Annotated in this window: 20 protein-coding genes and 1 pseudogene; 14 read left to right on the forward strand and 7 right to left on the reverse strand. The window is 35.5% G+C overall.

Translation table 11 applies throughout. The annotated features are described in order from the left end of the window. The first annotated feature begins 1 nt into the window (after window position 1). The 8 genes from M3175_RS13265 to M3175_RS13300 all read left to right on the forward strand — a co-directional run bounded on the left by M3175_RS13265 (window position 2) and on the right by M3175_RS13300 (window position 10,717). Window positions 2-2,557, forward strand: coding sequence for a glycoside hydrolase family 38 N-terminal domain-containing protein (locus M3175_RS13265; protein WP_251519644.1), 2,556 nt, complete (start codon window positions 2-4; stop codon window positions 2,555-2,557). 34 nt (window positions 2,558-2,591) lie between these two features. Further along, window positions 2,592-4,271 (forward strand): ROK family protein, encoded by a 1,680-nt coding sequence (locus tag M3175_RS13270; RefSeq protein WP_251519645.1) that lies wholly within the window; start codon window positions 2,592-2,594, stop codon window positions 4,269-4,271. A gap of 87 nt (window positions 4,272-4,358) precedes the next feature. Beyond that, a complete protein-coding gene (locus M3175_RS13275; RefSeq protein WP_251519646.1) occupies window positions 4,359-5,312 on the forward strand; it encodes an acetylxylan esterase in 954 nt (317 codons plus the stop codon). Window positions 5,313-5,367: 55 nt separating this feature from the next. Then, complete coding sequence (locus M3175_RS13280; protein WP_251519647.1) at window positions 5,368-6,888, forward strand: DUF4127 family protein; 1,521 nt, start codon at window positions 5,368-5,370, stop codon at window positions 6,886-6,888. A gap of 1 nt (window position 6,889) precedes the next feature. After that, a complete protein-coding gene (locus M3175_RS13285) occupies window positions 6,890-7,585 on the forward strand; it encodes an N-acetylmannosamine-6-phosphate 2-epimerase (RefSeq protein ID WP_251519648.1) in 696 nt (231 codons plus the stop codon). A 29-nt stretch (window positions 7,586-7,614) separates the two neighbouring features. Further along, window positions 7,615-8,514: an ROK family protein gene (locus M3175_RS13290; RefSeq protein WP_251519649.1), complete on the forward strand. Its 900-nt coding sequence runs from the start codon at window positions 7,615-7,617 to the stop codon at window positions 8,512-8,514. Window positions 8,515-8,582: 68 nt separating this feature from the next. Next, window positions 8,583-9,527, forward strand: coding sequence for a mannose-6-phosphate isomerase, class I (gene manA, locus M3175_RS13295; protein ID WP_251519650.1), 945 nt, complete (start codon window positions 8,583-8,585; stop codon window positions 9,525-9,527). A 209-nt stretch (window positions 9,528-9,736) separates the two neighbouring features. Continuing rightward, entirely contained in the window at window positions 9,737-10,717 is a 981-nt protein-coding gene (locus M3175_RS13300) for an NADPH:quinone reductase (RefSeq protein ID WP_251519651.1), read from the forward strand. A 638-nt stretch (window positions 10,718-11,355) separates the two neighbouring features. Here M3175_RS13300 and M3175_RS13305 read toward each other — a convergent pair. After that, a complete protein-coding gene (locus M3175_RS13305) occupies window positions 11,356-12,378 on the reverse strand; it encodes a DUF3231 family protein (protein ID WP_251519652.1) in 1,023 nt (340 codons plus the stop codon). A 368-nt stretch (window positions 12,379-12,746) separates the two neighbouring features. On the opposite strand from M3175_RS13305, the gene pssA reads away from it, so the two are divergent. Then, window positions 12,747-13,238, forward strand: a complete 492-nt coding sequence (gene pssA, locus M3175_RS13310) for a CDP-diacylglycerol--serine O-phosphatidyltransferase (protein WP_251519653.1) — start codon at window positions 12,747-12,749, stop codon at window positions 13,236-13,238. Window positions 13,239-13,710: 472 nt separating this feature from the next. On the opposite strand, the gene M3175_RS13315 is transcribed toward pssA, so the two are convergent. Together M3175_RS13315 and M3175_RS13320 are read right to left on the reverse strand one after the other, a co-directional pair. After that, complete coding sequence (locus tag M3175_RS13315) at window positions 13,711-14,172, reverse strand: PNPOx family protein (protein ID WP_251519654.1); 462 nt, start codon at window positions 14,170-14,172, stop codon at window positions 13,711-13,713. Between the two features lie 191 nt (window positions 14,173-14,363). Further along, entirely contained in the window at window positions 14,364-15,569 is a 1,206-nt protein-coding gene (locus tag M3175_RS13320) for an acyl-CoA dehydrogenase family protein (protein ID WP_251519655.1), read from the reverse strand. A 451-nt stretch (window positions 15,570-16,020) separates the two neighbouring features. Between M3175_RS13320 and M3175_RS13325 the strand changes: the two genes are divergently transcribed. From M3175_RS13325 to M3175_RS13345, 5 genes and pseudogenes are all read left to right on the forward strand, one after another. Further along, a complete protein-coding gene (locus M3175_RS13325; protein ID WP_251519656.1) occupies window positions 16,021-16,755 on the forward strand; it encodes a FadR/GntR family transcriptional regulator in 735 nt (244 codons plus the stop codon). A gap of 15 nt (window positions 16,756-16,770) precedes the next feature. After that, the gene (locus M3175_RS13330) at window positions 16,771-17,790 is read left to right on the forward strand and encodes a fumarylacetoacetate hydrolase family protein (protein WP_251519657.1); all 1,020 of its coding nucleotides are present in this window, start codon (window positions 16,771-16,773) and stop codon (window positions 17,788-17,790) included. A 165-nt stretch (window positions 17,791-17,955) separates the two neighbouring features. Continuing rightward, window positions 17,956-18,840, forward strand: a complete 885-nt coding sequence (locus M3175_RS13335) for a VOC family protein (protein ID WP_251519659.1) — start codon at window positions 17,956-17,958, stop codon at window positions 18,838-18,840. Between the two features lie 151 nt (window positions 18,841-18,991). Beyond that, on the forward strand, window positions 18,992-21,001 hold the full coding sequence (locus M3175_RS13340) for an acetoacetate--CoA ligase (RefSeq protein ID WP_251519682.1): 2,010 nt from the start codon (window positions 18,992-18,994) through the stop codon (window positions 20,999-21,001). A gap of 385 nt (window positions 21,002-21,386) precedes the next feature. After that, a pseudogene (locus M3175_RS13345) lies at window positions 21,387-21,659 on the forward strand (pirin-like C-terminal cupin domain-containing protein); the annotation flags it as partial. Between the two features lie 364 nt (window positions 21,660-22,023). On the opposite strand, the gene M3175_RS13350 reads toward M3175_RS13345, so the two are convergent. From M3175_RS13350 to M3175_RS13365, 4 genes are all read right to left on the reverse strand, one after another. Beyond that, entirely contained in the window at window positions 22,024-23,073 is a 1,050-nt protein-coding gene (locus M3175_RS13350; protein ID WP_251519660.1) for a Ger(x)C family spore germination protein, read from the reverse strand. Further along, window positions 23,060-24,145, reverse strand: a complete 1,086-nt coding sequence (locus M3175_RS13355; RefSeq protein WP_251519661.1) for a GerAB/ArcD/ProY family transporter — start codon at window positions 24,143-24,145, stop codon at window positions 23,060-23,062. The genes M3175_RS13350 and M3175_RS13355 overlap by 14 nt, the downstream gene beginning before the upstream one ends. Then, the gene (locus tag M3175_RS13360) at window positions 24,142-25,455 is read right to left on the reverse strand and encodes a spore germination protein (protein WP_251519662.1); all 1,314 of its coding nucleotides are present in this window, start codon (window positions 25,453-25,455) and stop codon (window positions 24,142-24,144) included. Before M3175_RS13360 ends, M3175_RS13355 begins: the two co-directional genes overlap by 4 nt. Window positions 25,456-25,867: 412 nt before the next feature. Next, a complete protein-coding gene (locus M3175_RS13365; protein WP_251519663.1) occupies window positions 25,868-26,431 on the reverse strand; it encodes a TetR/AcrR family transcriptional regulator in 564 nt (187 codons plus the stop codon). Window positions 26,432-26,845: the final 414 nt, after the last annotated feature.

The following is a 26,845-nucleotide window of genomic DNA, read 5'->3' on the forward strand; positions in this document are numbered from 1 at the left end:
GATGGACCGTATTAAAGAAGTACATATATTAAATCATACCCATTGGGACCGTGAATGGTATGAAACATTTGAGCAATTCCGCTATAAGCTACGGAATGGATTACGTTATGTTCAAAACTTATTAGATGAGAATAAAATTGATAACTTTTTTCTCGATGGTCAAACTATCGTTCTAGATGATTACAGGGAAATTGTGAGTGAAAGAGAATTCAATCGCCTACTAAATTTTATAAGAGAAGGAAAAATAGAAGTCGGACCATGGTATTTGTTAGCGGATGAGTTCCTCGTTTCAGGAGAATCCATTTTAAAAAACCTTGGAATAGGAAGTAAAATGGCTAAATCCTTAGGATCAGAGTTTAATATCGGCTACCTCCCTGATACCTTTGGACATATAAGTCAGATGCCCCAGATATTAAAGGGTTATGATATAGATACAGCACTTGTATTTAGAGGAGCTGTTTCCAATCAATACGAAAATACATGGGAAGGAACAGATGGTAGTAAGGTGTTTACATTTGTGCTACCACTATTTGAAGGTTACTATCAAACGTTTCTTAAACATAAGGATTTTATTGACCAGACAAAGAAGTATTTGAATGATAGTTCTCCCTATATCACGTCCGAAAAAGTATTAATTATGAATGGGGCGGATCATACTTTTCCTTCCCCGGATTTAGTAGGAAGAATCGAGCAATTAAAAAAAGAAATACCAGGAGTAAAGTTTAGACAGTCTTTGATGTCTGAGTATATCAATGTTCACAATAAAGAAATGATTGAAGGGAAAATTAGCGGGGAGCAACGTAATCCATCCAAAATCTTTATTTTGCCGGGAGTTTTTTCTACACGTTCATATTTAAAAGTTCAAAATCAAATGTGTGAGGACCAAGCTATAGGCATCATGGAGGCATTAGATGTTTGGACTAATGGGACAAGTAACTCAGAGGAATTTAAAGAATATGTATGGAAGCTTATATTACAAAATCAACCACATGACAGCATTTGTGGTTGTAGTGTGGATGATGTCCATAATGAAATGGAAACAAGAACACAAAAGGTGTTAAGTGCCATTCAACAATTTTCTAGTGACCTCATGAATGACCTGTTCCCGTTCGAATTTTTAAATGCCACTGTAGAAAATCCATACTTACATCTTATAAATAATATACCAATCTCAGATGTTTATCCTGTAAGAGCAAAAATTCGGATACCTGAGGGGCTTGATTTGGGATCAATAAAGCTATTCTACCAAGATCAGGGAATTGAATTTGATATACTTACTAGAGAAGTCTGTGAAGAATTTATCCATCATATATTGGCAGAACCACACTATGCTCGATATGTGACATATGATGTAGCGTTTAATTTGCCTTTTGACGGAGTGGAACTAAAGTCTGTCAGGGTTCAGCGAATAGAAGAGGAAGCAGAAGTAGTTAGAAAACAATCAAGTAAATGGATAGAAAATGAATACTATAAAATCCATTGGAATGATGATGGTTTAACCATTACAGACAAGATAACTGGTATTGTTCATGATAATCAGAACACTTTCGTTTCCTCTCTGGATGCGGGTGATTCATATAATTACTCTCCACCAGTAAATGACTTGTTTAGTAAAGCTAAGTTAAAATATGTATCAAATGTTTTTTGGGGTAAAACATACCAATCGGTGACCATTCATTACGAGATGGAACTTCCTGCTTCCTTGGATAATGAGAGGTCTGGACCTAGTAGTGAAAGAGTCATAAATCGTATAGAAACAGTAGTAACTCTTTATAAAGGAAAAAATATGATTAAATTTAAAACAAAGGTAGAGAATGCTGCAAAGGACCAGAAACTAAGAGTTGGATTTGCAACTTCAGATGCAGAAGTAAGCTATGCAGATACGGCATTTGATTTGTTACAGAGAAAGACTCTTCGAAATAAGGAATATGATGTACCAAAAAATAAGGAAGCTATCATGAATCAATACACTACCTATTCAACAGTGTTAGCAAATGAGCATCTGCTAGTTCATCGTGGACTCCAAGAATATGAAGTGGACCATTTTCAAGGGAAAGACACAATCTTTTTAACGATGATAAGAGGTGTGGGTTGGTTATCAAGACGTGATTTACGTACGCGTGGTAATGGTGCAGGTCCTGGTTTTGAAACACCTGGAGCTCAGTGTCTAGGAAAATACGAATTCGAATACGGACTGGTATTGGGACAGGAGAACAGATCTCTAAATCATGCGAAAATGATGCGCCAACCTATATTGGTACAACAATCCTATGAAGAGGCTAAACCTCAACAACTATTTAAACAATGTTCACAACATATTTCATTCTCCTCTTTTATTTCTAAACAGGAGAATTCCTTTGACATACGGATGTTTAATCCATCCGAACAAGAAGCTAGTACGAAAATATATTTCGGTTTTAAGCCAGAAGAAGTGGCAGAAGTTAATTTTACTGGAGAATTGGTCACTGTATATCCGGCAAAACGTGAGCTAAACATTACTTTCAAACCCAAAGAAATTAAAACAATTCGTGTAAACAGAAAAGCCGTAGGGTACTAGGCTTTCTCCATCCTTAGAAAATGAAGGTGACAAAATGAGAAAATTTATAGCATTTGATATTGGTGGGACATTACTCAAATACGGGGTCCTGAACGAGGATGGAACATTCATAGAGAAGTTTGAATCCCCGACAGAAGCTATGCAAGGTGGCCAATCCATTATTGAGAAGGTAAAAGAATACGGCAAGGGACTGGCATCCAAATACGATATTGCAGGAATTTGTATTAGCACCGCAGGACAGGTTGATTCAAATAAAGGAACGATAATTTATGCCTCATCGCTCATTCCTGAATATACGGGGACTCCACTGAAGAAGGAATTGGAAGCTTATTTTAACTTGCCAGTGGAAGTTGAAAATGACGTTAACTGTGCAGGTTTGGCAGAGTCATGGATCGGAACCGGAAAAGATGCAAAAAGCTTATTCTGCTTGACTGTTGGTACAGGAATCGGAGGCAGTTACATTCTTGATAATAAGCTTCATACAGGGCATAGCTTTAGCGGTGGAGAAATAGGCTATATTCCAATCGAGGGAAATCAGTTTCAGGAATTAGCTTCTACTAGGATATTAATTAAAAATGTATCACTCCGAAAGGGAATTTCTGAGAGTGAGATTGATGGAAAAAAAATATTTGAGCTTGCCCTTAGAGGGGATGAAATCTGTATCGAAGAAATTGATCGGTTGGCTTATTTCTTGTCTAAAGGAATTGCTACCATTGCCTATATGATGAATCCTGAAATGGTAATCATCGGTGGCGGGATTACAGCACAAAAGGATTACTTATACCCAATTATTATGAAGCATCTTGAAAAAGATATTATACCTGCGATTTTAAGTAAAACGAAGATTAAAATAGCTCAGAACTTGAACGATGCAGGCATGATTGGTGCAGTTCGCCATTTCATGCTTCAGGAATCCCTAAAACCCTTGAAAAGTATTGTAACGATTATAGAATCCAACAACCATAAATTAACAAAACGTGAACAAATGATAGCAAGATATATCATTACAAATTTAGAATCGGTCCCTAATAAGACCATTTCTGAACTATCTCGCCAGATTAATGTTTCGGAAGCTACAATTACTCGTTTTTGTCAAAAATTAGAGTTTGGTAGCTATAATAAACTGCGTTTACTAGCAAAGGAAGCCTCTGTAAGTACTCGGCTTTATGAGCATTCAGAGATGTCAGGAATAACGGCGATAAAAGAAGCCTATACGGGAATGTTAACTAAATTCAATACCCTACAGCAAAAAAATGACATCCAAAAAGTAACACAGGTCCTTGGTAAAGCAGATCAAGTTTATCTTTATGGTGGGCATGAGATGTCTTTCGCTGCGGATCAGTTGAAATTTAAGTTAATGAAGCTCGGGATTCGGGCTGACGCATTTTCAACACCATATCAAATGGAAATGTCTGTTCACTCATTGACTTCAAAAACTGTAATGGTAGGTTTCAGTGTGAATGGTTATTCGGCAGAAGTGGTTGATATGATAGAAATAGGCAATCAGGCTGGGTGTATGACATTAGGGGTTACAAGCCAACAGGATTCCCCTTTGGCCCATGCCTCAAGTATACCCCTGCTCATACCTGCTACAGAAGATATTCACAGAGAAAGCAGCTCTTTAGGGGAGGTATCTGTCTATTTTCTGGTTGATGTAATTTTAAAAGAACTACAGAATTTCCTTGAAGATGTCGAAAAAAAAGAGATTATTTAAATCATGGGCAGGAAGTGGGAAACAGTGCTTAAATTATTTTGGCTGTAACTTAATTCCTGCTTCATCTATGTTACGGAGTGACGCTGCATGAATTTATTTGATATGTCTTTAGATCAGTTAAACAAATATATGCCAGAGCTAACGAGTAAACCGGATTTTCATTCTTTTTGGGACAGTCGGATAAAAGAAAATACTCAATATCCATTGAACATCGAAGTTAAGGAGAGGGTGTACCCGGTCAAGGGAATCAAAGTAAAAGATGTATACTTTGATGGCTTCCGAAACTCACGTCTTCATGCTGTCTATATTTCTCCTGTGACGATTGAAGAAAGTAAACCAGTAGCGGTAATCTTTCACGGTTATAATTGGAATACCTTGCAGCCTAATTATGCTTTTAAGCATGTTATACAAGGTTACCCTGTATTAATGATAGAAATTCGTGGACAAAACATAGAATCACCAGACAAAAATCATTATGACAACGGAGGGTCAGCAGGCTGGATGACCGTGGGTATTAATCAACCCGACAATTACTATTACACACATGTATATATGGATTGTTTCAGAGGCGTGGATGTTGCAAGGAAATTGTCAGGTAAATCTAGTGTATACGTTGAAGGGGCAAGCCAGGGAGGTGCGATGGCTCTTGCGGTGGCGGCTCTGCAAAAAAATATCCTATTTACATTATGTGACATACCGTTCCTTAGTCATTTTGAACGTTCAATTAAACTTGCTTCGGATGGACCTTATAAGGAAATCTATCATTATTTTAAAGTTCAAGATCCCTTACATACCACAACAAAAAGAATCTTTGAAACACTAAGCTATATTGATTGTATGAATCTAGCAGGAAGGGTTACCTGTCCAACACTAATGTCAGTTGGCCTCGAAGACACGATTTGTCCCCCATCCAGCATTTTTGCCATATATAACCATCTGAACTGTTCAAAGGAAATAAACGTGTATCCAGAATACGGGCATGAGGTTCCTGCCATACATGAGGAAGTAAAGCTTCAGTTTATTGCTTCCCATATTGGTTAGCGTATACCTGTAAATGCCCCTTTTACTATGAACTTTTATAGGAGATGATCCATTCATGAGACTTGTTTACCTGCCGATTGACGAACGTCCTTGTAATATAAAGTATGTTCAAATGATTGCTAACTCATCATCTGATATAAATTTAGTCATTCCTGAAATGGAACTGCTCGGTGATAAAAAAATAGCTGCAGATACAGAAAGATTATGGAACTGGATTAAGGACAAGGCCAAAATGGCAGATGCCCTCATTTTAAGTATTGATATGCTTATTTTTGGGGGACTGCTTCCATCCCGTTTACATTACCTGAAGGAAGAAAATGTTGCTTTTTGGAAGGGAAGATTACGTTCTCTTCGACAAGAAAATCCCAAGCTACCTATCTATGCTTCTAACCTTATCATGCGAACACCGAAATACAGTTCCAATGATGAAGAGCCAGATTATTATGGGGATTGGGGCCATGAACTGTTCTTACGCTCTTATTTACTTGATAAACAAAATAGAGAAACTCTTACTTCAGAAGAAACTGCCCAATTAAAAGAAATTATAACAAGACTACCAAAAGAATATATTGATGATTACGAACAAAGAAGAAAGTTTAATTCGCATATTAATTTACAGATGCTAGAGCTTGTTCATGAAGGCGTACTAAATTTCTTAGCAATTCCTCAAGATGATAGTGCTGAATATGGATATACAGCTATGGATCAAATGATTGTTGTTAAAAAGCGAGAACAGCTTCGGCTTTATAAGAACATACACATGTATCCCGGAGCTGATGAGGTTGGGGCCACCTTACTAGCAAGAGCTTATAATGAATTTAAGCAGCAAAGTCCAAAAGTTTATCCAATATGGAGCAGTACACTTGGTCCACAGATCATTCCCATGTACGAAGATAGACCTTTTGCAGAAAGCTTGAAAGCACATATTTTAGCATCAGGCTGTCAATTAACTAGTAATGAGGAGGATGCTGACCTCATTCTTGCTTACAATACACCGGGGCGGGTGATGCAAGAGTCGTGGGATCAACACAAAAAGGATATTACCTATACAAGTTTTAGAAATATTCTTACCTTTGTTGACGAGATTACCTCATATGTCCAATCAGGGAAAAACGTAATTGTTGCGGATTCTGCCTATGCGAATGGTGGAGATCTAGAATTAGTAACTCTTTTAGACGAAGAAAAGGTTCTAGACCGGATTCTTTCTTATAAGGGCTGGAATACAAATTGTAATACCCTTGGTACCACAATCAGTCAAGGTGTGGTTGCTCTTAATGGAAAAGAGGACATTATTAAAGAAAATATTATTTATCATCTTTTAGACGATTACTTTTATCAGGCCGAAATTCGTATGCAAATGACAGCTGATTTCCTTCCTGATAAGGGATTGACCTACTTCGATTTAAAAGAGGCAGCGGATGAGGTGATTAAAGAACGTAATAAACGCATGTTAAATAGATACAAAGAAACGATTCTTCATACCTTTAAGGATATAGAACTTAAAGAAGTCCAAACTTTTGCCCCGTGGAACAGAATGTTTGAATGTGGATTATCATTTACAAAGAGGTGGAAATAAAATGCTTTCAGAAATTAAAAAAGGCCTTATTGTGTCCTGCCAAGCATTAGAAGGCGAACCATTGTATGGTTCAAACATTATGAAACGTATGGCTGATGCAGCCAAACGAGGAGGTGCTATAGGTATTCGGGCAAACGGTGTTGCTGATATTAAAGTGATAAAAGAATATGTCAAACTTCCGATTATAGGAATCATCAAGCGAGAATATAATGATTCAAACGTTTATATTACACCAACCTTAAAGGAAGTAGAGGAACTTGTTGAGGTGGGTGTAGATATTATTGCGACAGACGCAACAAATAGAATTAGACCAGGAGCAATCGACCTTGCCCTCTTCATGAAGGAAGCAAATAGACATTTTCCTGAACAGAAATGGATGGCAGACTGTTCGACGTTTGAGGAGTGTTTAAATGCTCAAGAACTAGGATTCGACTACGTCGGAACCACCATGCATGGGTACACAGAAAGTACAAAAGGAAAAAAACTATATCATGATGACTTTCAATTTTTGAAAGATGTGGCTAGTGCAGTAAAAGTACCAATCATAGCAGAAGGAAATATTTTAACACCCGAAATGGCTTCTAAGGCTCTTGAATATGGAGCCTATTCCGTAGTGGTTGGAGGAGCTATTACAAGACCTCAGCAAATTACCGAACGATTTGTCGAAGAAATGAACAGGTCAAGGACAAGTATTTAATAGACTGTTAGAGTTTGGAGGGGTTTTTTATGTTGGGAGCCATTGAAGCAGGTGGGACAAAATTTGTTTGTGCAGTTGGTGATGAATTTGGAAACATTTTTGACCGGATTCAGATCCCCACTACGACACCAAATGAGACGATTCCTCAGGTAATTTCTTTCTTTCAAAATCATAAAATTAAGGCTATGGGAATAGGTTCTTTTGGTCCGATTGATATAAATGCAAATAGTCCGACATATGGAAATATTACTTCGACACCAAAGCAAGCTTGGGCTGACTATCCATTTGTCAAGGAAATAAAGAAAGCGCTATCATTTTCACTACCTGTGGGATTTAATACAGATGTGAATGCGGCAGCATTGGGTGAAGTTTCGTTTGGAGCTGCAAAGGGATTGGACAGTTGCTTGTATATTACTGTCGGAACAGGTATAGGTGCTGGGGCTATCATTCATGGTAATTTGCTTGGGGGATATTCCCATCCGGAAATGGGACATATCTTGTTAAGGCGCCATCCTAAGGATGATTTTCATGGAAAATGTCCAATTCATAAAGATTGCTTTGAGGGGTTAGCAAGTGGACCTGCTATAGAAGAACGCTGGGGAGACCAAGGTGTAAATCTTTTCAGCAAGGAAGAGGTCTGGGATCTTGAAGGCTACTATATTGCTCAGGCATTAATGCAATATATATTGATTCTATCTCCGAAGAAGATCATCCTTGGTGGCGGTGTCATGAATCAAAAACAGATCTTTTCTTCTATTTATCTTTATCTTGAGAAGTTACTAAATGATTATGTATCGTTACCAAATTTCTCAGAGTACATTGTAAGTCCAGGTCTAGGAGACCGTGCAGGTATTACCGGAGCCCTTTTACTTGCTATGCATGCCTATCAAGAACAAAGTTGTAAAGTAGGGGACGGTAAGAATAAATAAATTCATATATTGATTAGTTTACCATTTTATAAATCTATTAGTTTTGCTATCTATGGAGGTATTCCAATATGTCAAAACAACCATTATTTTTTGAACCCATTTTTAAAGATAGAATTTGGGGAGGGCAACGACTCACATCATTTGGTTATGATATACCCTCTAGTCGAACAGGTGAATGCTGGGCCTTTGCCGCTCATCGTAATGGAGAGTCCATAGTAAAGAGTGGTGAATTTAAAGGCTTGACATTAGGACAACTATGGAAAGACCATCCCCACCTTTTTGGGAATTTAAAGGGGGATCGCTTTCCTCTCTTAACAAAAATTCTCGATGCTACACAAAACTTATCTGTACAAGTCCACCCAGATGATAATTATGCATTAGACAATGAAGGGGATCTAGGAAAAAACGAATGTTGGTATATTATTGATTGTGATGAGGGAGCGGAGATTATCTACGGCCATACTGCTCAAACAAAAGAAGAGTTTCAACGTATGGTTGTAGAAGGGAAATGGGATACCCTCCTTCGCAAAATTCCCGTCCGACCAGGGGACTTCTTTTTTGTACCAAGCGGAACAATCCATGCAATTGGGGCAGGTATTATTATCCTAGAAACACAACAAAACTCTGACACAACCTATAGAGTGTATGATTATGATCGAAGAGATCACAATGGTAATTTGCGAGAGCTACACCCTTCACAATCCATTGCAGTTACAAAGGTACCATCTGAAGAGCCTAAAAAAACTCATTTTCATAAAAGAGACGGAGATATGATAATCACTACCTTTGTAGAATGCGACTATTTCAACATGCACAAGTGGGAACTGCAAGGCACTGTAAATATAACAGAGAAAGATTTCTTTCTCTTAGTTAGTGTTATATCAGGAGCAGGTTTAATTAAACAAAATGATGAAAGCTATAGATTCAAAAAAGGAGACCACTTCATGCTACCATCTGGATATGGTGACTTTGAAATCTATGGGAAAGTTGAGTTAATAGTAACTCATTTATAGAATGATTAAACAGGGTTATAGCAACGATTGTAACGCACTTGAAATATTGGATAGGCTGTCCTTAATTGAGAGTCTATGAATTGGTAACCTTGCAAAGACATGTTGAAGCAACTTAAATCGGAAGTACAAATGAAAATCATGCTTAAAGTTCGATATTACTGTAAATTCTAAACCTTCAATATATAATAAATAATAAGGAGGTTCGGAACATGAAAACAATTCAAGTTACACAATTTGGTGGACCAGATAAATTAGAATTTAAAGAAGTTGAGGATGTAGTAGCAGGAAAGGGAGAGGTATGTGTCCGTTTATATGCAGCGGGAGTTAACCCGAGTGATACATACACATTATCAGGTACATATGCATTTAGTATCCCTCATTTGCCTTATACCCCAGGATTAGACGGTGCAGGGATTGTAGAGGCGATTGGAGAAGGAGTCACAAATGTTCGTGTGGGTGATCGTGTATTTATTGCGTCCTTAATACGAGGCAAAAGTACAGGAACATTTGCACAAAAAGTAGTATGTGATGCAAGCTTTGTACATCCATTACCTGACCATGTATCTTTTGAACAAGGTGCGGCATTAGGTGTACCTGCTTTAACCGCATATCGTGCACTGTTTCAACGTGCCTGTCTGAAGCCTGGTCAAACCGTGTTTATTCATGGAGCCAGTGGTGGGGTTGGATTACAGATTGTGCAAATGGCAAAATCTCACGGTGCTAAAGTGATTGGAACAGCAAGCAAGCCGGAGGGTAAAAAAATGGTTCAGCAAGCTGGAGCAGATTTTGTCATTGATCATGTAACAGAAGAAACGATTGAAGATGTGCTAGCTTTACTGAATGGCAATGGACCAGATGTAATTATTGAGTTTTTAGCTAACAAGAATTTAGAAACAGATTTAAAGCTTATTGCACCATTTGGTAAAATTGTAATTGTTGGAAATCGTGGTTCAATAGAAATAACTCCACGTCTTGCAATGCAAAAGGAATGTGATATTTTAGCAACAGCTCTTTGGAATGCACCAAAAGAAGAATATGATCAAAGTATCCATGGTGTAATTGGTATGTTAACAAGTGGTGCACTTCGTCCTATCATTGGGAGAACTTTGCCTCTCCAACAAGTGTCGAAGGGTTTTGAACAATTAGAAAAAGGTATAGGAAATGGTAAACTTATTTTAATAATTGACTAAATAGCTTGGATGAATCATCTTAAATATAAAGATACTGGAATTAACATAAGTTTCAGTATCTTTGTGTCGCTCGTCAATCAGTAATAAAAGAAAGGGGGTAATTTTATAATTTTCATTTTTCTAGTTTACATAATATATTAGGAAAGTAGATACTTTGACTTATCGTTTAGTTTCCATAAATAGCGGTCCGGTATAGCACATTATTGAATACGACCTTAGAAATTATGGTCATTATAATACGCCATAATATCCTATATTTTAACCACATTTGGTAGCTGTAAACAATTTTTGGTATGGCTAGTAGGGGCCTTTCTTTAAAGTAGGCCTTCTTGTGATGTAGATTCTTTAATAAGAGCAACTCTACGCTACCAGAGAAAAAATCTATTGAACAATTGAGTAAAATTACATTCAATTATAAACAATTAAGCCTGGTATATCAAAGTTTTAGCATACTGTTAGTCAATCTAGATCAATTAAAATCAATTAAATAAAATAAGTCTGTGCATACATTGTACACATATTGGGTTTAATTTTTTCTGATTTTAGTGCGTTATAGAACTTCTATTAACACTAATCATGCTTTGTAAACATAAGCATAAAAAAGGCGATATACCGTAGTACACCGCACAAATACCGTCTCATTTATTTGATTCTTGGGCCAAAGATTTTCTGTCAATCGCTTCTGGTTGTTTTTCTAACCATCCGTTTTTAACCATAATATTGAAAGAAGATGCACCACCCTCCATAGCATGAGTAAATGCTTTACTATAGTTTATAATTATATCCGATCTAAAGGTTGAACCCAATGATGCACCATAATAACTAAGAGCCGCATTTACTAAAAAACCTGAATGAAACATGATCAATTTGTCTGAAAATGGACTTACCGTAGAATCGGTAATCTCAGCATCCCATTTTTCAGGTATTGGTAAATGATCCTTTTGTAATAAATCGTCAAAGCTTTCGACATCTTTCCCTGCTAATTTAACGTGTTTTAACATAAAATTACGAACATCTTCATTCACCGCCACCTGACTAAATGCCAAAGCTAACGACCTGATAAATCCAGTTTTCATTGAATTAAAGAAGAGGGTGCTGATTTCTGAACTATTTAGTGGTCTTTTGTCTCCAATTAAATTAGAAATGAATCCTGGCGATTCCATAAATTTTGCACCATGAGGTGAAGGAATGGAGGGAACACTTGAATATTTTGGCTGTTTTTTAGCCAATTCCACTATTTTTTGAAACAATTCCCTAGAAGAAACCATACATTCAAAAAAATAATTTTGGATATCTTTTCGCTCCGAGTTTGTAACAGCTAAACTATAAGCGGATAACCCATGAATTGTCATAATATAGGAGTAAAATAGTAAAAATTGGTCAGAAAACAGACGTGGGGCACTAATATTCACGTCACTCTCTGTGAATCCTATTGGGATTTGAAAATTAGCACTCTTTAAGAATTCGGTGATGTTCTTAATATGGCTCTCAGCAAACTGAAATGATAGTTCTAAAATGGTTTCTATATCTTTGTTTTCAACAATCTTAAGAAAATATTTGTAAACACAAATTGCCATGCTATCGCCCATATACTGAAGCCAAAGTGCAGATACTTCGGCTGAGGTTAAAAAATTGGTTTTTGTCCCCCTAATAATACTCAAAGGAATACCTCCATACTTCGTTTATAATTCTGAGATTATTTTGTGGAATTCATTGTTTAATATACGCGATAAATCTAAGGTATTATGATTAAATAGGTATTTTGGGATTAGTGTTTTCAGTAAAAATTATATTTTTAGGAATAATATTGGGTACGGTGTTGTTTAATATGCTTAGTGTAATTCCTGAAGTAATTATCTTTAATTCTTCTTTGAATTACTGAGTCACTATAACATTTATTTTATCAAAAACACAAATGACCAATGTCAAAAATAACCTGAGAAGTATAAGAACTGAAAATGATTAGCAAAGGGTTAAATAGGTAACATGTTTGAAAATTAATGGAGATCCAAAGCGAAGGGGGACTAGGATGTTTAATTGGATAGTGAGGGTGGTACCTAATCTATTTACAATTGGTAATTTATTGTGTGGTGTGCTTTCAATTACCAGTAATATGAACGGCTTATTAAAGCTATCATCCATTTTAATTTTCTGTTCAGCTCTTTTTGATTTTCTTGACGGGAGGGTTGCTAGAAAATTAAAAGTGAATAGTAATTTTGGGATAGAATTGGATTCCTTAGCGGATATCGTGAGTTTCGGAGTGTCACCAGCTATTCTATTTTATACATTAGCAACTCCATCAATCTTTACTTCTTTAGCATTTGTACTGTTTCCAATAATGGGAGCTTTAAGATTAGCCAAGTTTAATATTAGTCCAACTATTGGATACTTTAAAGGATTACCTATTCCAGCTGCTGGGTTGACATTAGCTGGTATGGGATTATTTTCATATAGTAATGAATTAATTACGATAATTTTAGCCCTATTAATGGTAAGTCCTTTTAAGTTTAAAAAGCTTTGAATCCTTTAACAAAGGTAACATAAAATTTATTTATTAATGGTTACATAATATACTTACCTAACATACAAAGTTATTTTAAAACTCAGCAATATGTATAAAATAGAGTTTCCACTTTCGTCGAATACGCTTAATTTCTGACAATTCTATACTGTCAGACACCCATTTTTCTTACGTGGTATAGTTCAAAATATGTAAGTGGAGAAGGTTCTGAAGTTTACCTCGTTAAATAACATGATGTTTCAGAACCTATTAGCTATTAAATAATATGGGCAGTATCCATGTTATAAATGATAACTAGGTTTTAATTAAAAAGGAACCGCTTGGTAGTTTGAGAAGTCTACAGGTGGCCGGCAAAAAGGCATAACCCCTAAATTCCCTTAGTTAATTTATTTTGGGTTTCCTAAATATCCATGGTTAATACTTCTATTACAAGTTTTATTTTCTATACAAGACTGCTCTTGGTAACATTCCTTTATAGCAATATTTTTTCAAGAATTTCTTTTAATGTTACGTATATTTCATGATCTAACTTTTTGGCTAAAATTAGATCATAGGTTTTTTCATATTGGGGGAAAGTGGTAATCTTGCCGCCATAAAACATGTTTTCTATTACTGTTTTTATTTCTACCGTAACAACCCTATATTTTATTGTACCTTTGTAAATATTTGAGACTTTCCCCTCCCCGGTTACCTCGAAAGTACTGTTTTCCGCTATAATGTTCAAAACAACATAGGGATCTTCCTCTATATTCTTAGTACTGTCTGCATTATGGCCCACAGCAAAGCTAAGGAATCTCCCATTTTTATGTGCAAGTAGCCATGAAATGATGCTAACAGTAGGTTGTTTAGTTTCTTTATTAATCGTAATTAGTGAAATGATTTTTTCGCCTTGTAAAAAATCAACCAATTCTCTACTCAGTTGTTGATTTTCCATTATTATCCCCCTGTTACTTCTTTATTTTCTTCTCTGTGTATAAAGAAAGGGAAGAATTTCTTCCTCCCTTATCATAAATTTGATTAACGAATTTAGCTCAAATTCTTAAAACCCCATATTTTATAAATACTATCGAATACTATTTTTGTTTATATTAGATGATCCTTATAAACTAGCCAAAAAAACTAATGTTAAACAAGTAAAGTATTAGATTCTTGGCCTGCAAGTATACGACCATATAATTCTAATCCTGTAGTTGGTACAATTAGTCCATGTTGAGGTGGTGTCTTTGCGTCCTTCATTATTCTTGATAATGTATTATTTTCAGAAATTACACTTCCTCCACCCATAGACATAAAAATGTCAACAGCTTCAGAAACTAGGCGGTTTGCGTAACTACAATCAGCCCTAACTTGAACTCTGCTGTTAAAGTCCATATAAACATCCTTTTGAGCCCATTTATCAATCTCATCAGCTGCCCTATAAGTAAGTAAGGAAGCGGCTTCAATTTTCATTACGGCTTCTGCCAATTGTAAATGAGTAACTGGAGCTTCAGCTTGTTTGTTATACCATGTATATTGAATTCTACGACTTGGCAGTTTTTCAATAAAATATTCTTTAGCAGCAATCCCTAAACCTAGCCCTGGAGCCATTAATACTAATGCTGAAACAGGAATAAATGCTGATCGATATAAAGCTTGGTTTTGTAAATGCGTTGATGGATAATCGCCTTTAATTGCTTTTGATATAGAAGTTACCCAACTATTTGGTACAAAAACATCTTCTACAGTTACACTATTGCTTCCTGTGCCTCGCATACTTATCGTATGCCAATCATCTAAAATTTTTACATACTTCTTAGGCAATAAAGCAGCTCCTAATCCTTCAGTTACTCCATTTTCATTGACTATTGGTATTCCTAAGAAGAAATAGTCGGCATGTCTAGATCCAGAGGCAAATCCCCATAAGCCTTTTTTGATATAAACGCCATCAGGTTCTCTTCTTACTTCACAATTTCTTGGTTCCAAAACTCCACAACAATTAACATCACCATCTTCACCAAATACAATCTTATGTACCTCTTCAGTAAATGTAGTAGCAACCATCCAATTTACTACATTTATCAAGGAGGAAACCCAGGCAGTGGAACCGCAGCCCTTACCTAACTCTGAAACAATATCAAGATACTGACGAAAATTTAATTGGTGCCCACCATATTTCTTAGGAGTTAGGATCTTAAATAGACCGGCCGCTTTTAATTCTGAAATTGTGTCTTGGGGGAGCATTCTAAGTTGGTCAACCTCTTGGACTCTCTCTTTTAGCCTAGGACTTACCTTTTTAGCACTTTCTAATAGCATTTGATAAGAACTACTTATTTCTACCATTTGCTCACTCATTAATAACAACCTCCAAAATTTTGATTGTAAAAAGCATTTGGTAATTCTTTATAAATATTATTTATCAGATTTTTCTGTTAAATAATATTTATTTTCATTTAAAAACACATTTAATGATTTGTCAACAATAATTCGAATTCGCTAAAAACTTATAAATTATTAAAATAGAAGCGGACCTGGATACTCATTATAGAGAAAGTTAATGATTAAGGTTATCAATATTACCTTTGAAAAAAAATTTTTTATATTGACAATAAAATAAATATTATTTATTGTAATAGTCAGATAATTGTTATTAGCTTTTATGGGTCAAAATTTTTAAAAGGTAGGTGTTTATATAGACAGCTATTTATTATATTTCTTCGTTTAATAACTCTCCCAATACATTTAAATATAATGTATTCTGATTGTAATATTTAAAACTAGTATTAGTAGGAGGGTAAATTATCAAATGAAAAATAGAAGTGATCAACTTGTTCATGAATTTGGAAGAAAGATTGTAACCGGGGAATATAGATCTGGAGAGGTACTGCCTAAGGTTGAGTATATAAGTGAAATAAATGAGGTTAGTAGAACGGTTGTGCGTGAAGCATTTAGAGGATTATCGACACTTGGATTAGTAAGGTCAAATCAAAAAGCTGGGACAGTAGTCCTTCCTTGCTCGGATTGGCAATGGTGGAATCTAGATGTATTGACCTGGATAATTGAAGATGGGAACAATACCGATTTTTTATTGCACTTAACCGAAGTAAGATTAGGACTAGAACCGATTGCTGCATCTCTTGCAGCTAAAAGGGCAACGGAACAAGACTTGATCAATATAAAAAATGCATTTGAACGACTTGAGCAATCCATTGGAGACGAAAAAGCCTGGGCAAAAGCAGACTATGATTTTCATGAAAGAATCCTACAGGCTTCTTACAACGCTATCATGATTAACACGATTAAAACTCTTCGTAAAGCACTTGTCTTAAGCCGTGAAAAAACATACCATGCAGCAATGAATTTTCCTAGATCTTTGTATGATTCAATGTATGAATCACCAACACAAGAAGTATTAGAACGACACCGTTCTATATATGATGCAATAATGGCACGGGACGAAGATTTGGCAAGACAAAACATGTCCGACTTAATCCTCCGTGTTAAAAAGTTACTAGAACAAATAAATGAAAAACATTCTTAAATTAGATTTGATTTATTGTTAAACAACAAAATATGTAGAGAGGGGCAAGAGCAAAAGATGGGTATACAAATAGTAAGATTTGAAAAAGAAAGCAAAGAACATTGGGGAGTTGTATCAGACGATCGTATTATTGTTTTAAAAGATTCATATAGCTCTTTGGCACAATTTTTAGAGAATGGAGTAGAAGAGGCAAGACAAGTGAAAGAAGATAAGATAGCTGAATCAATATCTTTTAAGGAAATAACCTTCTTAAGCCCAGTTACTAAACCAGCAAGAATAATATGCCAAGGGGCTAACTATTCTTCGCATCGAGCTGAAGCCGGCCTTGAAGCCGTACGTCCTCCATTTAATTTAATTTTTAGTAAAGCAGATAGTTCACTTTGTGGTGCTTATTCTGAAATTATACGTCCTTCTAATATTCAATTACTAGATTATGAAGTTGAGTTAGGACTTGTAATAGGGACAGAAATTACTAGTTCAGTTGAAGTTACAGACAACAACCTACATAAATATGTTGCAGGACTTGTTATCTTTAATGATATTTCTGCTAGAGACATTCAGCTTTCTGAAGGACAATGGATGAAAGGAAAAAGCTACCGTACATTTGGTCCTACAGGCCCATTCCTATACTTACTTGATCAAGATGAAATATCGACCATCCATGATTTAGAATTGAAATGCTGGGTAAATGAAGAGCTGCGCCAATCTACTAATACAAAGCAACTTTTATTCAAACCAACTGAGACGCTTACTGAGCTTTCAGCAATTATGGATTTATCAAAAGGGGATTTACTCATTACCGGGACAACTGGTGGTGTTGCTTTAAACCTTTCTCCAGAATTAATTGGTCAAGTTTCAAATCCGGTGCTGTCTCACCAAAAGAAATTGGATCTACTTTTGGAAAGTCAGCTACAAAATGGAAAGTACCTTGTAGATGGAGACGTAATTAAATGTCAAATTAGAAGTACTGATGGAACTATTGAACTTGGTGAGCAAATAAACAAAGTAGTAGGAAGTAAAGTAACAGTTTCATAAGCTCGTGTATTTATTACTGGGATTTAATTTACTCAACAAAAATCCCAGTGTGGCTTAGAAATAACCATTATTGTATGAATAAAAAGTATCATTTCTTAGGTAAATATGTAATCGCTTCCAATTTGGTTATTTAAAATTAAATTAATCTATTTAGGGGGTTAAATCATGTCAACTGTAAAAGTATTTCGATTAGCTTATGTTGATTTTTATGCCAAAAATGTTGAATCCATGGTGGACTATTATACTAATGTCATGGGTTATCGTATGACAGAAGAAAAAGAAGGAGTTAGCTATTTAAGTAACGGGCTTGATCATCACAATATTGTAATTACACCAGCTAAAGAAAAAGCAGTTAGGAGTTACGGTTACCAATTAGATGGTAGATTGTCGCTAGAAGAAGTACAAGAACATCTAAGTTTTAAAGGAATCACCTCAAATATAGAGGCTCATTCTAAACCAGGTATTTCAAAAGTTCTAAAATTACAGGACCCTGCAGGAAACACCCTTGAATTATTTACAGAAATGGACCAAACAGCTGGTGGCTTTGGAACTTCAGGTATCATTCCTCTAAAGTTAGGACATGTGGCTTTTTGTGCCAGGAACTTTAATGAAACCATACAATTTTACCAAAATGTATTGGGATTTGCATTTACCGACCAGATTGGGGCAGGTTTTGCTAATTTCTTAACATGCAATACGGACCACCATGTCATAAATATTGTAGCTTCAGAGCAAACATTTTTACACCATATAGCATTTCAACTTAAAGATGCAAGTCATCAATATGAAAGTTCAGATCTATTAGCGAAACATGGCCGTGCAGTCCTATGGGGGCCTTCTCGTCACACTGCGGGTCATAATATTGCTACTTACCACTATGACCCGGAGAAAAATGTTGTTGAATTGTATACAGATATGGATGTTTTTATCGAGGAACTTGGTATTTTTGAGCCTCGTCCATGGCATGAGGTACTGCCGCAAAAACCAAAGGTTTGGGAGGCTTTGAGTGCGTGGGGTACACAATTTGAAGTGGATTTAGCAAAAATATAAAGTGATTATCAAAAAGACTATTTAAGGAGTTAGTATATTCCAGGTTTCTTAAACATGAAGTTAAGATTGCAAGGGGAGACGATTAAAGGTTCTATACTAACATTTACACTTTTCGTCTTCTTTCTTTTTTAGTAAATGCTTAAGTTTGATTATGACTGGAGGGCTAAAATTGGAGGCGGAAAAGGCGCAAGGGAAGTTACTTTGGGAACCCCCACAAGAAATGCAAATGAATACTAATGTAAAGAAATTTATGAATTGGCTTGAAGAAAATAAAGGCCTAAAATTTGAAACATATAACCAGCTATGGAAGTGGTCTGTAACTGAGATAGAAAACTTTTGGGCAGCCATTTGGGAATATTTTAATATTTTAGCTTCTAGAAATTATTTAGAAGTTTTATCAGGTAGTAATATGCCGGACGTTAAATGGTTCCAGGGGGCAATGTTAAACTATGCTGAACATATCTTTAGGAATGAAAATGCAGAAAGACCTGCTATTATTCATAAATCTGAATCTCGTCCAGTGCAGCAATTAAGCTGGAAAGAATTAAAAAATAATACGGCGGCAGTAGCCGCACATTTACGTTCTATGGGGGTAAAGAGTGGTGATCGGGTTGTAGGGTATGCACCAAATATTCCCGAAACGCTGACGTTTTTCTTAGCATGTGCTAGTTTAGGGGCTATTTGGTCAAGTTGCTCCCCTGAATTTGGTATTAAAAGTGTGATAGACAGGTTTAAACAGATCGAACCAACAATTTTGCTTACTGTTGATGGGTACCAATATGGGGGAAAGAGATACAACAGGATAGAGGTTGTGAAAAGAATACAATCAGAATTGCCATCACTTAAACAAACCATTCTTATCCCAAATATGGAAGAACAAATTGAATTATCAGGAATGACCAATACCTTACTTTGGCCAGTAATTTTGAAAAACAATATTGATTCAACTTTAACATTTACACCAGTTCCCTTTGATCATCCTCTTTGGATATTGTATTCATCAGGAACCACTGGAAAACCTAAAGGGATTGTCCAAAGCCAGGGAGGAATACTTTTAGAGCATTTAAAAATGCACGTTCTTCAAATGGATGTAAAAAAGGAAGATCGTTTTTTTTGGTACTCTACTACAGGCTGGATGATGTGGAACATTGTGGTTAGTGGCTTACTTACTGGGGCGACAATTGTAATGTATGATGGAAATCCGGGCTATCCCAATAATGAAACGTTATGGAAGTTGGCGGAATCTACGAAAATCACTATATTTGGTACAAGTGCCAGTTTTTTAATAGAGTCTATGAAAGCTGAAATGTATCCCAAAAAACAATTTAATCTCTCCAAATTGAGATGCATTGGTTCAACAGGTTCGCCATTACCTGAAAGTGGATTTAACTGGGTTTATGAACACGTGAAAGAAGATGTTTGGCTTACTTCTACTAGTGGTGGAACGGATATTTGCTCTGGTTTTCTTGGAGGAAGTCCGCTTTTGCCAGTATATTCAGGTGAAATACAAGCTCGTGCCTTAGGAGCAGCTGTAAAGGCGTATAACGATGAAGGTCAAGAGGTAATAGATAAAATAGGTGAACTCGTTATAACTGAACCAATGCCTTCTATGCCGGTTTATTTTTGGAATGATGAGAATGGATCACGTTATAAAAATAGTTACTTTAATGTGTTTTCTGATGTATGGAGGCATGGTGACTTTATTAAGATTACCACCAGAGAAACCGCAATTATTTATGGGAGATCAGACGCAACCATTAACCGTGGGGGTATAAGAATGGGAACTAGTGAAATCTACGGTGCTCTTGATACAATCCAAGAAATAAACGATAGTTTAATTGTTGATATTCCAATAAACTCTAACGAATCGTACATGCCGTTATTCATAGTATTAAAAGGCGAATCTTTGCTTACAAATGAATTGAGATCAACTATTTACCAAACGATTAGGCTGAGCTGTTCCCCAAGGCATGTACCAAATGACATTTTTAGTGTGGAAGATCTGCCGAAAACATTAAATGGAAAGAAAATAGAGGTGCCCATAAAAAAAATATTAATGGGAATACCAGTTGAACAAGCTGTTAACGAAGGATCATTATTAAACCCAGGATCCTTGAGGTATTTTATTGAGTTTGAAGAATGGATTAGAGGAATGTATTAGTCGAAGAAAAATCTCGGCGCAATAGCTAAGATTTATAAGAGAATGAAATTCTAGAGAGTACAATTTTTTGTGCTCTCTTTGTTTTGGTGAATTACTGAAGTGGATTTTTATATAATGGAAAGTTATGTATATAAAGTTGGGAGAGTTGGCTCTCTAATCTATAGTTTCTTCAAAGAAACTACCCCACATTAAAGTGCCTACTTATCAATAAGGCATTAAGGATACATAATTAATAACTGTAGTACACATTGTTTCTACAAATAATTTGTAAGATGGAGGAATATTAGATGAGTCCCAACATTTATAGCAGAACAATTAGTCGTAAATACACTCCTCGATTTCAGCAAAATAGTGATATTCACACGGTCCCGAATTCCCAGGGTCCTATAATGGATTCTTATATATAATAAAAGGTTCAGAAACCTTTGTTCCAGAACAAACAGCCGGAAAAGCTGGTGAAGTATTATGGCTTGGCTCAGGGCACAACGCTGACCTAAGTAATATTATTATAAAAGCTGAAGAGGATATGCATGTAATGCTATATGCAGGAGCACCTATTGGCGAACCTGTGGTTGCCAGAGGCCCACTTGTTATGAATACAGAGGAAGAAATAAATAAAGCGTTCTCTGATTATGAAAATGGAACTTTCCTAGACTGAATAAGAGAAAATAAAAATAAATATCAAAATAAAGAACTATGTTAATAATAAGTAGTCATCATTAGTATTAATGGAGGTAATGAATGGAAAAAGAACCTAACCATTGTAGAGTAGCTACTAGGTTTGACATGATTATTGGAAAATTTGATAATCAAAATTGAAAATAACAAATTCATTTGAAATTAAAAGATGCACATTGTATTAGGAGGGAAAATGGAAGAAGTATATAGTTTCTTAGGTAATATTTCAGCGTCAAAGACCAATTCCCTGTCTTTGACGCTTCTTTGTAAGGGTATTTTACTAATTGTTACTGTGGCTCAATTTCATTTGAGAGACATCACTTGTAATATTAAACGAAATATAGTTATTTCATACTTACATGAACCTGAAAATTAACTTTTAACTTGGGATAATATTCGTCTCTCCATTTTTTTAGTTCCTGATATGAAAGCTGATTACGAAAATATTGGCCAAAGCCAAAAACATCCGCTTTGTTTTCTTGGGTTTGTGTGAAGATCTTGTAAAATTGCTTTTCAATAAGCTCTTTGAATTCTCCTTGTATCTGTTTATCTGTCACACCATCGTTCCTTTCTATAACATCTATTTTTATTTTAAGATCGCATGACACGAGCGGTTCATTCTTTTTCATTGATGGTGTCATGTACAAAGAGCTGTTTAGTACAATAACGCCGGATGAACCCAGACTTTCTATCTCTCCTTTTGCATTGTCGTGATGAAATAAATTCAACAGTAGATTTTCCTTTGGGTTGACCCGCCCCGTCAATTTTCCCTTTTTAAAAATAGCAGTACCTTTGAAACCTATTCCTGTATCCTTGTCGATAGTGATGATTGGAACATTTATATCTTCCGTATAGGAATATAGACTGCGATACAACTCCCAAATGTGGGTGCTCGAAACCTCTGGAGCCCACTCCTCTTTATAAAAAAATTCTTGGACATAGGTTCCATGAGTACCCAGTAATTTGTCAATATTTGAAAACATCTTTTTAATATCGTCATCTGTAATGACAACCAATGCTTGGGATGGCAGTTGCTCCACCGCCATTGAAAGACGAATTAATTTAGTCATTTCCTCTTCGTTCTCTGCCAATTTTTCTTGGATGACTATTAATTGTACATGTGAGTAGTCAAGCGCACTATCTGAGTCTGTTCGCAATTGTCGGAAAATATTAGAAAGAGTATCTCCTTTTTTTGTTGCAATTATTGATTCTGATTCGCCACTTTGCGTTACTGGAACATACATTGTCACAATGTATTCGTCATCGTTTTCTTTGGATACACCTATGTACAATGGAGTGGTGCGGTGATTGATTTCTTTAATATTCCAACAACCGCAAAGGAACGTTAAAGAAATAAGTACAATGAAAAGTTTGAAACGACTATTTCTTTTCATAAACCGCCATCCTTCTCCTATTTATGACACCATAGATAAAAATGATCAAAGGAATGATTACAATTAACAAAGCGTGAATGCCTGTGCTCAACTCTACAGATTTCTCTATCATATACTGGTTTGGAACATATAATCCCATAAGAAATGCTAACGATGAAAAAGCAATAATCGAATAAGACCGTTTGTTTTTTTTCCAATTAAACGTTTTCTGCATGAGTTGTCCGGCTTTCCATAGCAAAAGTGCATTCAAGAAAATCGTAAACGCAATTAATGACATACCAAAGAATATCGTTTGTCTGCTGAAAATGAACCATCTCATGTCTACCGTATCAACTGCCTCTTCCACCAGATAATGAAGTTTGACAACTGTTTCTTGTCCAAATATGAAAAGCGGAATATACACAGATAGTAGTATTATGAAAGTTACATATGTCCATACCCAAAACAGGTGACTGTATTTCATATTGTTTTCGGATGGCACGAACCCTAAAAATAATAACGGTGAGAATCCGGTTAGAAAATTAAAGTTTGTGTCCCATAAGAATTGGAGTGATGATGGCCAAACTGGAAAAGCATTGTAAAAATCAAAATTTGCTGTCACAGTCAAAGTATTAAACATGATTAATAAATTAGTGATGATAAAAACAATGACAGAAGCACGTAGCATCGTTCCCAAACCTTTTATCGCTGTAAAAGCGGATATAAAAACAAGAAAAGCCAATACCGCCCAATAAGGTGTTCGACTCATTCTCAAAATAGCAATGATTTCTTCACTATGGGCGCGAAGACCGAATCCAACCATTGATGTCAGGATAAATGCATAGGGGACGAGAATGATGAATGCAACCCACTTTCCCATTTGTCTAAATATATCGATAAGATCCTTATCTGGAAAGTAATCCAGTCCTTTTTTGTAGATAAGCATAAAAAATATTTGTAGTAATCCTTGAAAAAGAACCATAACCCAGTGTCCGCTATCTGTCGACGAAGTTACTAGTCTGGGATAAAGTAAATATACAAACCCCCCGCTAGCGACACAAACTAATAATGCCATTTGCACCCTTTGGGTCATTGGGAATCCCCCTTTTCAGGAAAGCGAAATGCCATATACGGAATATCGAATGTCGTTAAACTAGCCAGAAGTATACAAATAAATAATAATCCGGTAAATAGACCTAAAATACCAAAAATGGATGCCGCAAATAAAATAAAATATTTAAGTGAACGAATGTATAATGAGTTTTGGACTCCAACTATTGTGGAAGCTGCAATTACCATTGCTGCTATTACAATAACTAATAATTGACTGACTAACTTCGCTTCAACCATCGCCTGACCGAGTATGATTCCCCCAACCATTGTAATGGTAGAACCTATACTTTTAGGAAGTCTGACAATCGCTTCAATCGTTAAATCTACTAATACCAACATTGTAAGGGTTTCAATTAAAGGCGTTAATGGAATTCCTTCTCTACTTTCTGCCACAAACAATGCGAGATCTATCCTTAATAAATCGGGGTTAACTGACGTTAAGGCGACATATAAACCGGGTAGTATCAGAGTGGCTAAAGCTCCAATTACCCTTAAGCTGCGAACCATAAATGATAGAAGAAAAGGGAAATTGCGATCATTTTCAGTAACAAACATATCCCAAAATAGGTGAGGAAAAACAAGAGCTGAGGGATAATTGTCCAAAAATAGAACCACTCGGCTTTTTTTTAAAGACTGGACGGCTTGAATTGGAATTTCCGTTACAAATAAATGACTGACGGGAATAAATTTACGATAACCAAAATGTTTATTCAGGTCTTCAAGTGATTCAATGTCAGTTTCTATTTGTTTTAACTTCCGGATAATTTTTTCAATAAGAGCACTTGGAGTTTTTCCTTTAATATAAAGGATAGAAATCCTTCTCTTTTCCAACTCACCAACTTGATAAGAACAATGGTAAAGACGGTCAGTATTCAGCCTCTTTCGTAGTAGCCCTATGTTCATATCAACATCCTCTCCGAAGGCGTCAAAAGGACCTTGAAGGGGATTTTCATTTTTTGGCTCTTCAATACTTCGGCTTAGGGTTTGGGGGACTGTTTCCATAATGGCATTTCGATTTTTTTCAGATATGACAACTAATTTGCCTTCAATAATAGCACTTATCAATTGTTCAGCCTTAACATCCAACTGATCACTAAGATTTATGAATAGTTCATCAACGGATGCAGACAATTCTGCCATTTGTCGAACATATAATTTAGACTTTGTAAAATTAATAAGTGTTTTATATCCCATAAGAAATATTGCCGTATGGTTAAATCGCTCTTCATGTATAAAAAAATCATCATGATTGGCAAATTTAGATTTAATTTCCTGAACTAAATTACCCATATAAAAATTGCCCCCTAGAATACATGTAGTTATATTTTTTAACTTAAATGGAATTTATATACTGTTAAATGAATTTCTGAAAAGCCAATGCATTTGTGGCAACCACGCAAAAAAAAATATAGCAATGATTCTAGTTAATGCTGGAGGAAAAGAACAGGATTTGACTGGAGTACTACGGTCATCATTTTTGACTTGTGGTCATGGTTCGCTCTGTGGAGGAGTTTTTGGCAGATTGGGTTTATCGCATTTAAAAAACGAGGAACTACTAAAAAATTTGAATAGTATAACAAAGAGACGGTTCTCATGGTTATATCTAACTATGAGAACCGTCTCTTTTAATCCCAATGAAATTAAACATTAAAGTACCCAATTAGTTATTTAGGCATTTTGAGATTATCTAAGCTATTAATATTTAATTCTTTACTAATTTTTTAAAAGATACTATTGCATATTCAAAGTAATCTTCAGGGGATTTTTCACTATGGAGCCTCCAATCAACTGCAGCTGAGTAAATCATCCAACTTAGTAGAGTTGCTGTAATTCTTAACTCTTCATTATCTTCATCTTGATATTTTTTTTGTAGGGATTGAAAGAAAATACCTTCAAGTTCTTTTTTTAATATGGATTCAATATTTACACTCATATCATCAAAACTTCGTTGACAGCGTTCAGATAAACTCATATGAAATTTGGTGATAGAAATAAATACGCTTTTAAGCATTTGATCGTTAAAATCTTCAATATTCGTAAGTTCTTTAAGAACATTTGAGGTTAATTCCTTTTTAATAACTTTTTCTAGTAAATCAAATTTATCGACGAAATGGTGGTAAAAGGTTGCTCTATTAACCATGGCTCCAGATGTAATATCTTTAATTGTTATACTATTGAAATCCTTTTTTTCCAATAATTGAATAAAGGAATCTATAATAAATTTCCTTGTACGAATCATACGTAGATCTGTGTTTTGCTCAATCATAAGATACCTCCATTTGATAGATAATTAGACATTTTGCATAATCTGGTGCTTAAGCAACAAAACAGAGATTTTGTTGCTTGAGTGGTGATGAAGCAATACCTATAATGAAATTATACAACAAATGTTCCATATGCGACATGAGTTTGGAATGGTTAAGGAGGGGATAAATGTCAAACAGAACAAATTCTAATGGGATGTAAAAAGGCATATTGCTAGGGGGACAGGACCTATGAAAAGTTAGTTCAAATTACTACTTCAGTAATACGGGCTAAATGGTTTTTCATTTCCTCCCTCTATAAATGTTGATTTATCAACGGTTTGACCCGTTCGTGGGGTGTCAAAAAAATTTTTTTCGACACGATCCCTAACAATATTTTTATTTTATGTGAATCTATTCCAACACATGGGTACGCT

Origin of the sequence: Robertmurraya korlensis (assembly GCF_023715225.1) — a bacterium.
Classification (GTDB): Bacteria; Bacillota; Bacilli; order Bacillales; family Cytobacillaceae; genus Robertmurraya_A.

What these genes read in the sequence shown, in the direction of transcription:
- M3175_RS13265 (WP_251519644.1), top strand. Translation starts at nt 2, where the DNA reads ATGGACCGTATTAAAGAAGTACATATATTAAATCATACCCATTGGGAC.
- M3175_RS13270 (WP_251519645.1), top strand. Translation starts at nt 2,592, where the DNA reads ATGAGAAAATTTATAGCATTTGATATTGGTGGGACATTACTCAAATAC.
- M3175_RS13275 (WP_251519646.1), top strand. Translation starts at nt 4,359, where the DNA reads ATGAATTTATTTGATATGTCTTTAGATCAGTTAAACAAATATATGCCA.
- M3175_RS13280 (WP_251519647.1), top strand. Translation starts at nt 5,368, where the DNA reads ATGAGACTTGTTTACCTGCCGATTGACGAACGTCCTTGTAATATAAAG.
- M3175_RS13285 (WP_251519648.1), top strand. Translation starts at nt 6,890, where the DNA reads ATGCTTTCAGAAATTAAAAAAGGCCTTATTGTGTCCTGCCAAGCATTA.
- M3175_RS13290 (WP_251519649.1), top strand. Translation starts at nt 7,615, where the DNA reads ATGTTGGGAGCCATTGAAGCAGGTGGGACAAAATTTGTTTGTGCAGTT.
- manA (WP_251519650.1), top strand. Translation starts at nt 8,583, where the DNA reads ATGTCAAAACAACCATTATTTTTTGAACCCATTTTTAAAGATAGAATT.
- M3175_RS13300 (WP_251519651.1), top strand. Translation starts at nt 9,737, where the DNA reads ATGAAAACAATTCAAGTTACACAATTTGGTGGACCAGATAAATTAGAA.
- pssA (WP_251519653.1), top strand. Translation starts at nt 12,747, where the DNA reads ATGTTTAATTGGATAGTGAGGGTGGTACCTAATCTATTTACAATTGGT.
- M3175_RS13315 (WP_251519654.1), bottom strand. Translation starts at nt 14,172, where the DNA reads ATGGAAAATCAACAACTGAGTAGAGAATTGGTTGATTTTTTACAAGGC.
- M3175_RS13320 (WP_251519655.1), bottom strand. Translation starts at nt 15,569, where the DNA reads ATGAGTGAGCAAATGGTAGAAATAAGTAGTTCTTATCAAATGCTATTA.
- M3175_RS13325 (WP_251519656.1), top strand. Translation starts at nt 16,021, where the DNA reads ATGAAAAATAGAAGTGATCAACTTGTTCATGAATTTGGAAGAAAGATT.
- M3175_RS13335 (WP_251519659.1), top strand. Translation starts at nt 17,956, where the DNA reads ATGTCAACTGTAAAAGTATTTCGATTAGCTTATGTTGATTTTTATGCC.
- M3175_RS13340 (WP_251519682.1), top strand. Translation starts at nt 18,992, where the DNA reads ATGACTGGAGGGCTAAAATTGGAGGCGGAAAAGGCGCAAGGGAAGTTA.
- M3175_RS13350 (WP_251519660.1), bottom strand. Translation starts at nt 23,073, where the DNA reads ATGAAAAGAAATAGTCGTTTCAAACTTTTCATTGTACTTATTTCTTTA.
- M3175_RS13355 (WP_251519661.1), bottom strand. Translation starts at nt 24,145, where the DNA reads ATGACCCAAAGGGTGCAAATGGCATTATTAGTTTGTGTCGCTAGCGGG.
- M3175_RS13360 (WP_251519662.1), bottom strand. Translation starts at nt 25,455, where the DNA reads ATGGGTAATTTAGTTCAGGAAATTAAATCTAAATTTGCCAATCATGAT.
- M3175_RS13365 (WP_251519663.1), bottom strand. Translation starts at nt 26,431, where the DNA reads ATGATTGAGCAAAACACAGATCTACGTATGATTCGTACAAGGAAATTT.